Raw genomic sequence first — 14,054 nt, 5'->3', positions numbered from 1 at the left:
CTGTAACCGTGATGCCTTGCCACATGCCCGCTTCCTCACGCGCCCGCTTCGTGTCGGTGTCGCCTGTATCTTCGGCTCACGTGTCGCACCATCGGGCGCACCGCGAGTGACTTCAGGCGCTCGGCACAGACGAGATAGAGGACAACCAGCAGCGCGATGGTGCCAAGCAGCGCTGCTGGCAACGGGACGAAGCCGAACCATGTCCCGACCGGCGTGAACGGAATGATCATTGCGACCAGAAGCGCGATCAGCGAGGAGGCCGTCAGCGCGGGGTCGGGACGATCGCTCCAGGGCGGCCCGTTGGTCCGGATGATGAAGATGACGAGAATCTGCGTCGCCATGGATTCGATGAACCAGGCAGTGCGGAATTCGTCCGGCGAAGCCTTGAACAGGTAGATCAGCGCCGCGAAGGTCAGGATATCGAACACCGACGACAGGGGACCCATGATCGCCGCAAAGCGGACCAGACGCCTCATGCTCCAGAGCTGCGGCCGCGCTGTCGCCCGCGGGCTGACGCAGTCGAAGGGAATGCCAAGCTCAGATAAGTCGTAGAGCAGGTTGTTGAGCAGGATCTGAGTGGGCAGCATCGGCAGGAACGGCAACACGACCGAAGCCAGGGCCATCGACAGCATGTTGCCGAAATTGGAGCTTGCGCCCATCCGGATGTATTTCAGGATGTTGGCGAAGGTGCGTCGTCCTTCCTCCACGCCGTCGGCGACCACTTCGAGATCGGAGGCGAGCAGGATCATGTCGGCCGCTGCCTGCGCGACGCCCGTCGCGGAATCAACTGATAATCCGATATCGGCGGCCTTCAGAGCCGGAGCATCATTGATGCCGTCGCCGAGAAAGCCGACCACCTCGCCGGAGGCCTGCAGCGCCTTGACGATACGCGACTTCTGGTCGGGCGCGAGCCGGCCGAAGGCATCGGCGGAGTGGACTTGAACGGCGAGTGCCTCGTCGCTGAGTTCGGCAATGTCGCTGCCCGATAGCACGCGCTCGGCTTTCAGCCCCACCAGCCCGGCGAGCCGCTTGACCACCACGGGATCGTCGCCCGACAGGATCTTCAGCCCGATGCCTGCATGTGCAAGCCGCGTGATCGCCGCCGCTGCGGTCGGCTTGGGTGGATCGGCGAAGGCACAGAGACCCTCGAAGACGAGGTCCAGTTCGTCCTCAGTCTCTATCTCGCGGGGCGCGCCGGGCCAGGGGCGGGAGGCAATGGCAACGGTCCGCAATCCCTCCTGGGCCAGCGCATGAACCTGCGCGAGTGCAGCCGCGCGGCCGGCCTTGTCCATGCTGTCCGTGTTTGTCCCATGTCGTTGCGTCGTGCAGAGTTCGAGCACGGCTTCGGGCGCCCCCTTGACGATCAGCACCCGTTCCAGCGAGCTGACCGCGAGTGCCGATCCCAGCCTGCGGGAGAAGTCGAAAGCCTGGCGACCGCCGAGGCTCCAGCCCTCGGCGGCATGACCGGCTCCGGCCACCAGCGCAGCATCGAGCGAGCCACGGTCGCCGCCAAGCGCCGCAGCGATCGCGCCGAGTTCGGCCGGGCGCTTGCTGTCGCTGCCATCGGGCGCGACGCTGCGTGCCAGGGTGATCTCCGCCGAGGTCAGCGTTCCCGTCTTGTCGGTGCACAGCATCGACATTGCACCGAGATCGTGAATGGACGCGAGCCGCTTCACGATGACCTTGCGACCGGCCATGCGCAGCGCACCGCGCGACAGCGTCACGGTCGTGATCATCGGCAGCAGTTCCGGCGTCAGCCCCACCGCGAGTGCGACAGCAAACAAGAGAGAGTCCAGCACCGGCCGGCCGGCCACGACACGGATCGACAGCACGATGAAGGCGAGCGCGAGCGTGAGGCGCGCCGTGACCAGGCCGAATTCATGCAGGTCGCGCTCGAACGGAGTCCGGCCATGGGCTTCGGCCAGCGCCGAGGCTGCGGCGCCGAACACCGTGTTCGGCCCGGTCATGACAGCAATCGCGATCGCTTCACCGGTCTGTGCCACCGATCCGCGGAATACGACATTCGATCTCTCGTCCGGATCGCTTGGAACACCCGGACGCTTGGCGACGGGATAGGGTTCTCCGGTCAGCGCTGCTTCACCGGCCGTGAAGGCGATGCTCTCGAGGATGAGCGCGTCAGCCGGCACGATATCTCCGGCGCGGATGCGCAAGACGTCGCCGGGCACGACGGCGTCGACCTCGATTTCGCGGAACACGCCATCGCGCTTGGCCTCCGCCTTCAATGCGACGGAGCGGCGGAGCATCTCGGCGGCTCTGACGGCGTGCCCTTCCTGCACCGTGTCGAGTCCGATCGAAAGGACCAGGATCAGCACGATGATGGTTCCGCCGATACCGTCGCCGGTCAACATCGAGATCACCCCGGCGACGAGCAGGATGAGTGAGAGCGGTTCGAGCAGGCGGCGCAGCACGGCGCGCAAGGGGCCCACGGCGTGGGGCGGCGCGTCGCTGTTCGGACCGTAACGTTCCAGCCGCTCGCCGGCTTCGGCGCTGCTGAGGCCATCGAGGCCGCAACCGAGCATGTCGCCGGCCTGTGCCGGCGACAGCCGCCAGAACTGGTGCTCAGTCTGCTTCAGGTCGTTGACCACCGTCGGCTCCATTCATCTTCATGGATGACTGTTCATGTTCCTCTCTGATTTGCATGAAGATTCGTCAGGCGATTGACCCAGCGCAACACGGGAACAGCTTGGAGTATTAGTTGCTGTAATCCCCGACCGACATGGTCCAACAGAGAAGACCGCGCTTTGGCCGGTTCTGTCATGAATGTGATGGTTCAACACTCTGCCGTCCTTCCGCCCAAGCGCACCATCGAAGTGCATGCGGTGTGGTCCGCGATTTCCGCTCATCGCTGGCTTATTCTCGCCGTTCTGCTGCTGGCCGGCATTGGAGCTTGGCAAGGCGCTCGTGTCATCTTTGGCCCCGCTGTGGTGGTGGACCAGGTCAGGCGCGGCAATTTGGTCGAAACGGTCGTCGCCAGTGGTCATGTGGAGACACCCTATCGGGTCGAGATCGGCAGCCAGGTCACCGGTACGGTCGAGGAGGTGCTGGTGCGGGAGGGCGAGCGCGTCACCAAAGGACAGCCTCTGATCTCGCTGGAATCGCGTGAGCTGAAGGCAGCCGTCGTGCAGGCGCAGGGCTCGGTGGCGCAGGCCGAGGCGCGGATGCGCCAGCTCGCCGAATTGACGCTGCCTTCGGCGAAGGAGGCCCTGACCCAGGCGCAGGCCACGCTGCTGAATGCGCAGCAGACCTATAATCGCACCTCGCACCTGGCGGAGGGCGGCTATGCCACGCGCCAGGCGCTCGACGACGTGCAGAAGACGCTCGACGTCGCGCTCGCACAGAAGCGTGCGGCCGAATTCCAGGTCTTTACCGCAAGTCCGGGTGGCAGCGATTATGTGATGGCGGAGACGCTGTTGAACCAGTCGCGCGCGAATCTCGACACTGCGCAGTCGCGCCTGGGGTATGCCACGATTGTGGCGCCGCGCGATGGCGTTCTGATCACGCGCAATGTCGAGCGGGGCACGGTGGCCCAGCCGGGTAAGGCGCTGCTGGTGCTCGCGCCCGCCGGTGAGGTCCAGCTCGTGTTGCAGATCGATGAGCGCAACCTCGGCAAGCTCGCGCTGGGACAGAAGGCGCTGGCGTCGGCGGATGCCTATCCGGACCGGCGCTTCGCCGCCATCGTCAGCTACATCAATCCCGGCATCGACATTTCCCGGGCATCGGTCCAGGTCAAACTCACGGTGCAGGATCCGCCGGATTATCTGCGGCAGGACATGACGGTGTCGGTCGACATCAACGTGGCCTCGAAGAACGATGCGCTGGTCCTTCCGGTTCGCTCCGTTCATGATCTCACCTCGGGGCAGCCCTGGGTGCTCGGCGTGAAGGATGGCCGGGCCGTCAAACGTCCGGTGCAGGTCGGCATCCGCGGCAACAGCCACGTCGAGATCGTCGGCGGCCTCTCGGCCGGTGATGTCGCAATTCCCGCCAATTCAGGCATCCTGACCGGCCAGCGGCTGCGTCCGGTGTTGTCGTGAACCGCTGGCTGCCGTTCGAGTGGATCGCCGCGGTGCGCTTCCTGCGCGAAGGGCGCCTGCAAACGCTGTTCATCATCGGCGGCATCTCCATCGGTGTCGGCGTCATCGTGTTCATGTCGGCGATGCTGGCCGGGCTGGAAGCGAATTTCATCAAACGTGTGCTGACCTCGCAGCCGCAGATCCAGCTGCTGACGCCCGATCAGGTCGCGCGGCCGTTGCGCAATGACAAGGGCGTGATCGAGGACGCGGTCGTGCAGCGCCCGAGCCAGCGGGTGATCTCGATCGACCAGTGGCCGAAGATCCGCGACCAGATGCAGGCGATGCCCGAGGTGACGGCGGTGTCGCCGACCATTGCGGGCTCCGTGCTCGCGATTCGCGGCGATGCCAGCCGCGCGGTCACGCTGTCGGGCATCGAGCCAGAGACCTATTTCAAGATCGTCAAGATCCCAGACTATATCGCCGCCGGCGAGCCGCGTTTGACCAGCGACGATATCATCATCGGCACCGAACTCGCCAAGGATCTCGGCGCCTCCGTCGGCGACAAGCTCAACATCCAGGCGGCTTCGGGCGCCAATCGCGTGCTGACGGTGACCGGACTGGTCGATCTCGGCAGCAAAGGTGTCAACCAGCGCGCGGCCTATGCCGCCTTGCGTACGGCGCAGTCGCTGCTCGGAATGATCGGCGGCGTCACCACCATCGACATCACCGTGCAGGACATCTACGCCGCCGAGACAATCGCGCAGCGCATCCAGGCATCCAACGTCGTCAAGGCCGACAGCTGGATCAAGACCAACGCGCAGTTCTTCACGGCCGTGCGCGCGCAAGAGACCTCCAATACGCTGATCCGGCTGTTCGTCGGGCTTTCGGTCGCATTCGGCATCGCGGCCGTGCTGATCGTCTCGGTAATTCAGCGTTCCAAGGAGATCGGCATCCTGCGCGCGATGGGCACCTCGCGCGGCCAGATTTTGCGCGTGTTCCTATTGCAGGGAGGGCTGCTCGGCTTTGTCGGCTCGTTGTTCGGAGCGGCATTAGGGGCAGGCGCCCTGATCTATTGGCACTCGGTTGCGCGGCAGGCCGATGGCTCGGAGCTGTTTCCGCTGATCCTCGAACGCCAGCTCTTCGTGATGACTGCGCTGCTCGCCACGATAACCGGGCTGCTGGCGGCGATGGCGCCGGCGCTGCGCGCGGCCAAGCTCGATCCGGTGGTGGCGATCCGTGGCTGAGGAAATCCTGCGTCTTCAGAACGTTTGCAAAGCCTATAATATCGGCCAGCCGACCGAGACCGAGGTGCTGCACGACATCGACCTCGAGGTCGACCGTGGCGAGTTCGTCGCGCTGATCGGCCCATCCGGCTCCGGCAAGAGCACGCTGCTCAACATCGTCGGTCTGCTCGACAGGCCGACCTCCGGCCAGCTCACCATCAAGGGCGAGGATACGGCGGCACTCGGCGACACCGAGATCACCCGCCTGCGCGGCCACACCATCGGATTCGTGTTCCAATATCATTTGCTGATTTCGGCATTCACGGCCAAGGAGAACGTCATGATGCCGATGCTGGTCGATCGCGGCTTCCCGAGCACAGACATCGAGCAGCGCGCGCTGAAGCTGTTGCAGCAGGTCGGCCTGGAGAAGTTCGCCAACAATCTCGCCACCAACATGTCCGGCGGTCAGCAGCAGCGGGTCGCGGTGGCCCGCGCGCTGGCCATGAATCCCGACCTGGTGCTTGCGGACGAGCCCACCGGCAATCTCGATACCAAATCCGCCGACGCCGTCTTCGAGTTGATGCGGCAGGTCAATCGCGAGAGCGGCACCAGCTTCCTTCTGGTGACGCACAATCTCGACCTGGCGCGCCGCTGCGACCGCATCATCGAGGTGGTCGATGGCCGGATCCAATCCTGACGCCGCCGATGTGACCGTGGGCTGCAGCACGCTCTCGACGGCCACACGCACCGATGACCTACATTTGCCGTCGTCCTGTGGTGATTGAGGCAAGCTCCGGGAGACTCCGCCGCCAAGAAGCGGGATGACCGGGCGCAATCCGACCCGACGGGTGGGGCGGCATGAAATTTTGGGGCTTATCAAAGGCTTGGACGCGCCCTGGCGGGTCCAAAAGCCCCGTTCTTGCTTGCCTAGCCGGGCCGCTTCCTTTATCCGGTGGGGCGCCTCGCGTGCGAGCGGTCCCGGCCGCGATTCTGGCTGGGCGCATGATTGGGCACGACGGCCCTTGGAAATGGGAACCGTTAATTTCCGCGCAGATCGTGCTGTTTTGGATAATGGCAGAGGAAAGAGCTGGGAATGGCTAATGTGGTCGTCGTCGGCGCCCAATGGGGCGACGAGGGGAAGGGCAAGATCGTCGACTGGCTGTCGGAGCAAGCCGACATCGTCGTGCGCTTCCAGGGCGGCCATAATGCCGGCCATACCCTTGTCATCAATGGCGCGACCTACAAGCTCGCGCTGCTGCCCTCGGGCGTGCTCCGGCCGGGCAAGCTGTCGGTGATCGGCAACGGCGTCGTGTTCGACCCGCAGGCCTTCCTGGAGGAGGTCGCAAAGCTTCAGGGCCAGGGCGTCGCGATCGGGCCGGACAATCTGCGCATCGCCGAAAACGTCACGCTGATCCTGCCGCTGCACCGTGAGCTCGATGCGCTCAGGGAGTCGTCGAACACGGCGACTGCGATCGGCACCACGCGCCGCGGCATTGGCCCGGCCTATGAGGACAAGGTCGGCCGCCGTGCGATCCGCCTGATGGACCTCGCCGATCTCGGCACCTTGCCGCACAAGATCGATCGGCTGCTTGCCCATCACAATGCGCTGCGCCGGGGCCTCGGCCTCGAACAGATCGACGGCAACGAAATCCTGCGCGGGCTGGCGGAGATGGCGCCGCAGCTTCTGCCTTACGCCGAGACGGTCTGGCGCCTGCTCGATGCCAAGCGGCGCGAGGGCAAGCGCATCCTGTTCGAGGGCGCGCAGGGCGCGCTGCTCGACGTCGATCACGGCACCTATCCGTATGTCACCTCGTCGAACACGGTGGCGGCGCAGGCGGCGACCGGGACCGGCATGGGGCCCGGCAGTGTCGGCTATGTGCTCGGCATCTGCAAAGCCTACACCACGCGCGTTGGCCAGGGGCCCTTCCCGACCGAACTCACCAATGAGATCGGGGAAGAGATCGGTCGCAGGGGCAAGGAATTCGGCGTCAACACCGGGCGCAAGCGCCGTTGCGGCTGGTTCGACGCCGTGCTGGTGCGCCAGACGGTGCGGACCTGCGGCATCAGCGGGCTGGCGCTGACCAAGCTCGACATTCTCGATGGCTTCGATTCGATCGATGTCTGTGTCGGCTACAGGCTGGACGGCAAGGAAATCGATCATCTGCCCGCCGGCGAAGGTGCGCAGGCGCGGGTCGAGCCGATCTACGAGACCATCGAAGGCTGGAAGCAGCCCACGGCGAATGCGCGGTCCTGGGCGGATCTGCCGGCGCAGGCGATCAAATATGTGCGGCGGGTCGAGGAACTGGTGGGTTGTCCGATTGCTCTGCTTTCCACGAGCCCCGAACGCGAGGATACTATTCTGGTCCAGAACCCGTTCGAGGCTTGACTGGATATGGCAGGCAAGCGCGCAAGTTGAGTTGACATGGCCGACTACTACCCGCTGATCGCCCGTGCCATCGCCGGACTGGACCCCAATGCCAGCGGCGAAAGTCGTCGTGCGCTCTATGAGCGGGCACGAGCGGCGCTGATCGCGCAGTTGCGCGGCGTGCAGCCGCCGCTGTCCGAATCGGAAATCACCCGCGAGCGGCTGGCGCTGGAAGAGGCGGTCCGCAAGGTCGAAGCGGAAGCCGCGCAGCGTGCGCGCGATGCAGCGCGGGCGGCGGGCGGCAGCCCCCGGCCGGGCGATGCCCTGCGCCGTGCCGGTGGGCGCGGTGCAGACGCTCCATCCGCCCCAGCGGGGCAGCCGGGAGCGCCACCGCCGGCCGGGTCCGAGCAGGGTGCCAGTGCGCCAGGACCACGGCCGCGGCCGGCCGCTCCTTCTCAAGGGCGCAGCGAGCGGCCGCCGGGCGGTGAGCCTGCGTCCCCCGACCAGACGCGGCTGCCGCGCAATCCACGGCCCGACGCCGGGCAAGCGGCGATGCCGCCTCGGCCGCAGCCGCCACAGGGCCAGCCGCAAGGGGCGATCCCGGAGGCGCGGATGCCGCCCCTGCGCGAGCGTGCCGCGGGACCGCGGCGCGGTCCCGACAACAATAATGGGGACGGGCAGCCGCCGGCCATGCGCGGCTTCCGCGATATCACGGCCGACGTCGACGACCTCGGCAAGGCGACGGCCCAGGCCAACCGGGCCGCGCGCAAGACCTACGCCAACGTGCCGCCGACCGACCTGGACCGGCTGGAGCCGGGGCCCGATGACCATGGGGCGGCGTCCGACGGACCTTATTCCTACGATGAAGCGGTGGAGGAAGCCGAACGCTACGCGTTGCCGGCGCAATCCGGCCGGTCGCGCGCTGGCGCCGAGCGGGACCGCGAGGCCAACAAGAAGCTGGGCGGGCGCGCCACATTCCCGTTCAAGAGCGCGATCGCGGTCGGCGTCGTCCTGATTCTGATCGGCGCGGGCCTGTTGTGGGGCAGGCCGATTGTTTCGGCCGTCGGCAACATGCTCAGGTCGTCGCCCGCCGTCGAGACACCGAAGGACACCACGGCGCCGTTGACCAAACCAAAGATTCCGGATCGGGTCGGTCAGTCGCAGTCCGACCAGATCGCGCCGGTCGCCCAGCGCGTGGTGCTCTACGATGAGGATCCGTCCGATCCCAAGGGCAAGCAGTATATCGGGACGGTGGTCTGGCGCACCGAGCAGATCAAGGGCTCCGGCCAGCAGAAGCCGGACATCGCGGTACGCGGCGACATCGAGATCCCGGATCGCAAGTTCAAGATGACGATGTCGTTCCGGCGCAACATGGATTCGTCGCTGCCGGCCAGCCATACGGTCGAGCTGACCTTCATCCTGCCGCCTGACTTCTCCGGCGGCGGCGTGGGGAACGTGCCGGGCCTGCTGATGAAGTCCAACGAGCAGGCGCGCGGTACGCCCCTCGCAGGCCTCGCGGTCAAGGTCACCGACGGCTTCTTCCTGGTCGGATTGTCCAATGTGGACTCCGACCGCGCCCGCAACACCCAGCTCCTGAAGGAGCGCTCCTGGTTCGACGTGCCGCTGGTCTACACCAACCAGCGCCGCGCGATCATCGCGATCGAGAAGGGTGAGCCTGGCGAGCGCGCCTTCAACGATGCGTTCGCTCAATGGGGTGAGTAAGCGGGCGCCCGGCTGCGATCGACCGGCAGGGCGGAGGGAGTGAGGCATGAAACGCTATCTGATCTTCGTCGCCGTAGGACCTGCGCTCGGCGGATTCTGCCTCCTGCTCGTCACCACCTATCAGTCCGGCTACTGGACCGGCACCAATGCGGCCGAGATCGCAAAGGTGTTCAAGGTCTTCGCGGTTTCGCTGCAATACAGCTACCTGTTCGGCTTCCTGCCTGCGCTCATGATGTGCGCCATCGACGACATCCTCTGCCATGTCAGGCGCATCGGGCCGGTCGTGCGCATGCTGCTGGTCGGCGCGATCGCGTTCCTGCTGGCTGCTTTCAACTATTCGTCGCACGGGGCGGATTCCGGCGTGGCGCAGTTCATCCTGTACGGCCTGGTCGGTTTCATCCCGGCGACGGTCTCGTCCTGGCTGGTGCACAAATTCGTTGAGGAACCGCAGCCGGCTGCCCCTTCGGCCGCCTGAGCGCGACGGCGTGACGCAACTTGTGTTGCGCTCTCGCGTTTCCATCTCATGGGCATGCCACAAGACAACATCACGAGCCGGTCGCGCCGCCCCACCGGACGGACCTCGCATGCGCGCTTCACGGGCGCCGAGGCGCGCGGGCCGGTGATCGACCAGGAGGGGCGCGAAGTCCCGTACGAAATGCCCCATGGGGCGTTTACGGGTTCGTTCCAGAATGCGGGCGGTTACCGTTTCGATTTCCAGACGGCCAATCCATTCGGCAACCTGACCCGCGAGCAGCGGATGATCCGCCTGGAAGCGATCGCGAAGCTGCTCGACGTCGCCTTCGTGCTGCCCGGCACCAATATCCGTTACGGCATCGATGGCATCATCGGCCTGATCCCGGTCGTTGGCGACCTGATCGCGACGGCATTGTCGCTGTGGCTGGTGCGCGAGGCCCGCGCGCTCGGCGCGCCCTGGCATGTCATCACCCGCATGCTCGCCAATGTCGCCGTCGAAGGCGTGGTCGGCATGGTGCCCGTGGCGGGTGACGCATTCGACGTGTTGTTCCGCGCCAATATGCGCAACGCCCGGATCTTGCGGCGCTGGCTGGACACCCAGCCGCGGTAAACCGGCAAAAGCAGCAAAAGAGGCTTCAGAAAAAAACTGCCCCGCACAAGGCGGGGCAGGGTTTAAAGTCGAATGTATCGGAGGCTTACGCCGCATTGGCATCCGGCGTCTTCGGCGCCGCGCGGCGCGGCAGCGGGAACGCCTCGCTCTCGTACAGCGAGCGAATGCCGTTCTGGTCGAAGCGGGCCTCCTCGACCTGCAGATAGGCGCCGTTCAGCGAATCCGCCGGCAGTTCCTCCATGGCAAAACGCACGGCTTCCGCCGCGGTGCCAAACCGCCGATAGGCAAAGCCTGCCCGCTTCTTCTTGCGGATGGCGGCGGGGAACAGTTCGGCCGATGTGTTGAAGTTGAACGGACGCATAGGACGCATGGTCTGAGACCTCTTCTTGTCGGATGGAGCGCTGACGCGAGCTTTCTGTTGCAGCGTGGCGGCTGGCGCCAGCGATTGCGGGTGTCGAGGGCGGTTAAAGCCGCCCAGGCGGCCCGGCCCTGCATGTCAGTTACAGCGCTAATATAAGCCTTTTTGACAAAATTGCGAATCCCCCAGGAGCACATCGTAAATCCAGGAGCGCTCCCCTCGAGCCCGGAAAATAAATGTATTTCAGTAACTTATGTTATTTTCAACCAGTGGGTGAATAATCATTTCCTGATCACCCTCCTGGCGATGTCGTGTGCTGGTTTGATTGCTTTGGCAGGAGCGGGACGGCGCCCGCCTACCTCCGCCGGATGACGGGCCAAGGGCGGACCCCAGCGCCGCCCTCACCAGTTCACCGCGGCTTCAGCTTCAGCGCCGCCGAATTGATGCAATAACGCAGCCCCGTCGGGCCGGGGCCATCCGGAAAAACGTGACCGAGATGGCCGCTGCAGCGCGAGCACAGGACCTCGGTGCGGACCATGCCGTGGCTGGTATCGCTCTCTTCGTCGATATGGCTCTCGGCCGCCGGCCGGGTGAAGCTCGGCCAGCCGCAGCCGGACTCGAACTTCGCATCGGACTCGAACAGGGTCTGGCCGCATCCGGCGCAGACGTAAGTGCCGGCGCGGTGATCATGCTCGTACTCGCCGGTGAAGGGGCGCTCGGTCGCCTTCTCGCGCAGCACCGCATATTGCATCGGTGTCAGCTCCTTGCGCCACTCTGTCTCGCTCTTGACGATCTTCTCGCTCGTCTTGGTGTCGGTCATGTCTCGCTCTCCAGCGGCTTGATCAGCCGCATTCTTGTTATGCCGTCAGTTGGTTCGCCTTAGTTGGTCGCTTTGGCGTCGCTCACCAAGGTCGGCTTTTCCAGGTAGTTCTCGGCGAAGATCTTCTTCAGGTTCTCGATCTTCGGCAGGTCGTTATAGGCAATATAGGGCTGGCTCGGGTGCAGCGTCAGATAGTCCTGATGATAACCTTCCGCCGGATAGAAGCCATCGAGCTTGCCGATCTTGGTCACGATCGGCTTCTTGAACACCTTGGCCTGGTCGAGCTGGGCGATATAGGCCTCCGCCACCTTCTTCTGCGCGTCTGAGGTTACGAAGATCGCCGAGCGATATTGCGTTCCGGTATCCGGCCCCTGCCGGTTGAGCTGGGTCGGATCGTGCACGACCGAGAAGAAGATCTGCAGGATCTTGCCGTAGCTGATCTTCTTCGGGTCGAATTTGATCTCGACGGATTCCGCGTGGCCGGTACTGCCGGTCGAGACGGTGTGGTAGTCGGCGGTCGCCTTGCTGCCGCCGGCGTAGCCCGACACCGCATTCACGACGCCCGCGGTGTGCTGATAGACGCCCTGTACCCCCCAGAAGCAGCCGCCGGCCAGGACGGCCGTCTCCAGCCCGCTGGCGGCCGGCTCATCCTGGGCTGGCGGCGGGATCACCACGGCATCCTCGGCCGCACGCAAAGGCGCGACGGCGAGCAGGGCGGCTCCGGCCAAGACGCCTGTCAAGACGCCGAGGATCGTGGCTTTCGGGAGCAGGCGGTGGAGCGGATTGCGGCGCATGGGGTGTCCTCTCAGTCAGTCTCTGGCTATTCGTCGTCAAGTCCGGACGGGGCGAGGCTGTCCCGCCGGCATCCTCGCAAGATACGCGCATCGTCCGTGCCCGTTACGGCCTCCGGGACACGACTGCGTGATAGGATAAGGGTTGCGACCGGACCGCTCTGGGCCGATGAAAGCCGAAGCTGAAAGCGAACATGACTGCCGACCTCGCGGCGCGTTTTGCGTCCGAGTGATGATGGTTTCGCGTCCCTCTCCGCGAAGAGGGCACAGGGAAGGCCGGATGCTGGCCGCACCCATGGCCCGCCTGCAGAAGAAAATGCAGGCGGCAGTCACCACAGGTACGAGCCGAACAACCGGCCTTCCCTGCACGACGGTCTTACGGCTTATACGTGGTCTCCCCGGTGCGCCGGGCTTTTTGGCCACCGTCACCTGCGCGAGGCGAAACCTCATCGCGAGCTTGATACTAGCGTCGGAGTATCAGGACCACACGATTTCACCGTACGCGCTGATATCGTTCGTCGGCGTGCAACCACGCTGCGATACCCTTGCGTCCGTCGCATCCCAGGCCCGACACTCGTGACGATCGCGAAGCGCCCCTCTTGTGGGCTGAGACGCGGGAGAGTGTGCCGGTGATTTGCCCGACACGGCAAGGCGACACACATGCGGCAGATTGGCACGACGGGCAATTTCTGCATGAGGCTATGTCTCGATCTTGCATGCAGCATCCTCGCACCGGTCGAGATGCTGCTCTAAACTTCCCTCATGCGGCGAATTCCTCTGAAAAACATCGAAGCCTTTGTGGCGGTGGCGCGCGTCGGCAGCCTGGCGCAAGCCGCGCTTCGGTTGAACCTCACGGTGCCTGCATTGAGCCGGCGCATCCAGCTGTTGGAGGCCGAGCTTGACGCACGGCTGTTCGAACGGCAGCCGCGCGGACTCTCGCTGACAGATGCCGGTCGTGACTACTTCGCGGCACTCGATCCGGCCTGGGAGCGGATGGCGCGGGCGACGGAGGCGGTGAGGAGGCGTGGGCAGCGCAAGGGCCTGACCGTCAGCGTGATGCCGACATTCGCCGCAAATTGGCTGATTCCACGTTTGCAGCGTTTTCAGACGCAGCACGATGGGATCGAACTCCAGCTGCACACCTCGCCGGAGATCGAAGACCTGGAGTCCCGTCGGGAGATCGACTGCGCGATCCGGCTCGGGCGGGGACCGTGGCCGGGTCTCGTCTGCGAACCGCTGCTGGCCGTCGACGCAGTGCCGGTGGCCAGCCCGCAGTTTCTCGGCAAGACCGAATGCCACGAGCCGCGCGCGCTGTTGGAGCAGAGGCTGATCGGCACCAGCCATCAGATCGCGTTCTGGCAGGAGTGGTTCGCCGGCGTCGGGGTCAACGCTATCCCGCAACACTGTCTTGCCTTCGACAATCTGCAGGTCGTCTACGAGGCCGCCTCTGCGGGCATGGGCATCGCGCTCGGGCTCGATCCGGTGGTTCGGCCATTCGTTGCGAGCGGCCGGCTGACGCCGTTGTTCACCGAGCCTGTGCGGCTGCCGCGCCAGTTTCATCTGGTGCATCGCGGCGGTCGTGCGGAGCAGGCGCGCGGCTTCGCGCAATTCCGCGACTGGCTGTTTGCGGAGGCCGCGGCCTTCGCGGCATAGATGGGAG

The 14,054-nt window shown here is 65.2% G+C and carries 12 protein-coding genes; 8 read left to right on the top strand and 4 right to left on the bottom strand.

All coding sequences use genetic code 11. The annotated features are described in order from the left end of the window. Positions 1-35: 35 nt before the first annotated feature. A complete protein-coding gene (mgtA, locus tag QX034_RS05550) occupies positions 36-2,618 on the bottom strand; it encodes a magnesium-translocating P-type ATPase (protein ID WP_316195051.1) in 2,583 nt (860 codons plus the stop codon). A 168-nt stretch (positions 2,619-2,786) separates the two neighbouring features. Between mgtA and QX034_RS05545 the strand changes: the two genes are divergently transcribed. The 7 genes from QX034_RS05545 (at position 2,787) to QX034_RS05515 (ending at position 10,425) form a co-directional block, all read left to right on the top strand. Further along, positions 2,787-4,052 (top strand): efflux RND transporter periplasmic adaptor subunit, encoded by a 1,266-nt coding sequence (locus QX034_RS05545; RefSeq protein ID WP_315704846.1) that lies wholly within the window; start codon positions 2,787-2,789, stop codon positions 4,050-4,052. Further along, positions 4,049-5,275 (top strand): ABC transporter permease, encoded by a 1,227-nt coding sequence (locus tag QX034_RS05540; RefSeq protein ID WP_315704845.1) that lies wholly within the window; start codon positions 4,049-4,051, stop codon positions 5,273-5,275. Before QX034_RS05545 ends, QX034_RS05540 begins: the two co-directional genes overlap by 4 nt. After that, positions 5,268-5,951, top strand: coding sequence for an ABC transporter ATP-binding protein (locus QX034_RS05535; RefSeq protein WP_315704844.1), 684 nt, complete (start codon positions 5,268-5,270; stop codon positions 5,949-5,951). Before QX034_RS05540 ends, QX034_RS05535 begins: the two co-directional genes overlap by 8 nt. A gap of 396 nt (positions 5,952-6,347) precedes the next feature. Continuing rightward, complete coding sequence (locus QX034_RS05530) at positions 6,348-7,640, top strand: adenylosuccinate synthase (protein WP_315704843.1); 1,293 nt, start codon at positions 6,348-6,350, stop codon at positions 7,638-7,640. A 36-nt stretch (positions 7,641-7,676) separates the two neighbouring features. Next, entirely contained in the window at positions 7,677-9,341 is a 1,665-nt protein-coding gene (locus QX034_RS05525; protein WP_315807364.1) for a hypothetical protein, read from the top strand. A gap of 46 nt (positions 9,342-9,387) precedes the next feature. Continuing rightward, positions 9,388-9,816 carry a DUF5413 family protein gene (locus QX034_RS05520; protein WP_315704841.1) on the top strand — a complete coding sequence of 143 codons (429 nt, stop codon included), beginning with the start codon at positions 9,388-9,390 and terminating at the stop codon, positions 9,814-9,816. A gap of 48 nt (positions 9,817-9,864) precedes the next feature. After that, on the top strand, positions 9,865-10,425 hold the full coding sequence (locus QX034_RS05515; RefSeq protein ID WP_315704840.1) for a DUF4112 domain-containing protein: 561 nt from the start codon (positions 9,865-9,867) through the stop codon (positions 10,423-10,425). Positions 10,426-10,510: 85 nt separating this feature from the next. Here the strand turns inward: QX034_RS05515 and QX034_RS05510 are convergent, their stop codons facing one another. The 3 genes from QX034_RS05510 to msrA all read right to left on the bottom strand — a co-directional run bounded on the left by QX034_RS05510 (position 10,511) and on the right by msrA (position 12,397). Continuing rightward, positions 10,511-10,795 (bottom strand): hypothetical protein, encoded by a 285-nt coding sequence (locus QX034_RS05510; RefSeq protein ID WP_315704839.1) that lies wholly within the window; start codon positions 10,793-10,795, stop codon positions 10,511-10,513. Positions 10,796-11,192: 397 nt separating this feature from the next. Then, entirely contained in the window at positions 11,193-11,603 is a 411-nt protein-coding gene (msrB, locus tag QX034_RS05505; protein ID WP_315704838.1) for a peptide-methionine (R)-S-oxide reductase MsrB, read from the bottom strand. Positions 11,604-11,662: 59 nt separating this feature from the next. Next, positions 11,663-12,397, bottom strand: a complete 735-nt coding sequence (msrA, locus tag QX034_RS05500) for a peptide-methionine (S)-S-oxide reductase MsrA (protein WP_315704837.1) — start codon at positions 12,395-12,397, stop codon at positions 11,663-11,665. A gap of 759 nt (positions 12,398-13,156) precedes the next feature. Between msrA and QX034_RS05495 the strand changes: the two genes are divergently transcribed. Continuing rightward, a complete protein-coding gene (locus QX034_RS05495) occupies positions 13,157-14,047 on the top strand; it encodes a LysR substrate-binding domain-containing protein (RefSeq protein ID WP_315704836.1) in 891 nt (296 codons plus the stop codon). Positions 14,048-14,054: the final 7 nt, after the last annotated feature.

This window comes from Bradyrhizobium sp. SZCCHNR3119 (genome assembly GCF_032487775.1).
GTDB lineage: Bacteria > Pseudomonadota > Alphaproteobacteria > Rhizobiales > Xanthobacteraceae > Bradyrhizobium.
Note: the sequence above shows the minus strand (reverse complement) of the source record. Positions and strands in the feature narration are given on the sequence as shown.

Excerpts from the sequence above, each read along its gene's own strand:
- mgtA (WP_316195051.1), bottom strand. The coding sequence starts at position 2,618 with ATGGAGCCGACGGTGGTCAACGACCTGAAGCAGACTGAGCACCAGTTC.
- QX034_RS05545 (WP_315704846.1), top strand. The coding sequence starts at position 2,787 with ATGGTTCAACACTCTGCCGTCCTTCCGCCCAAGCGCACCATCGAAGTG.
- QX034_RS05530 (WP_315704843.1), top strand. The coding sequence starts at position 6,348 with ATGGCTAATGTGGTCGTCGTCGGCGCCCAATGGGGCGACGAGGGGAAG.
- QX034_RS05525 (WP_315807364.1), top strand. The coding sequence starts at position 7,677 with ATGGCCGACTACTACCCGCTGATCGCCCGTGCCATCGCCGGACTGGAC.
- QX034_RS05520 (WP_315704841.1), top strand. The coding sequence starts at position 9,388 with ATGAAACGCTATCTGATCTTCGTCGCCGTAGGACCTGCGCTCGGCGGA.
- QX034_RS05515 (WP_315704840.1), top strand. The coding sequence starts at position 9,865 with ATGGGCATGCCACAAGACAACATCACGAGCCGGTCGCGCCGCCCCACC.
- QX034_RS05510 (WP_315704839.1), bottom strand. The coding sequence starts at position 10,795 with ATGCGTCCTATGCGTCCGTTCAACTTCAACACATCGGCCGAACTGTTC.
- msrB (WP_315704838.1), bottom strand. The coding sequence starts at position 11,603 with ATGACCGACACCAAGACGAGCGAGAAGATCGTCAAGAGCGAGACAGAG.
- msrA (WP_315704837.1), bottom strand. The coding sequence starts at position 12,397 with ATGCGCCGCAATCCGCTCCACCGCCTGCTCCCGAAAGCCACGATCCTC.
- QX034_RS05495 (WP_315704836.1), top strand. The coding sequence starts at position 13,157 with ATGCGGCGAATTCCTCTGAAAAACATCGAAGCCTTTGTGGCGGTGGCG.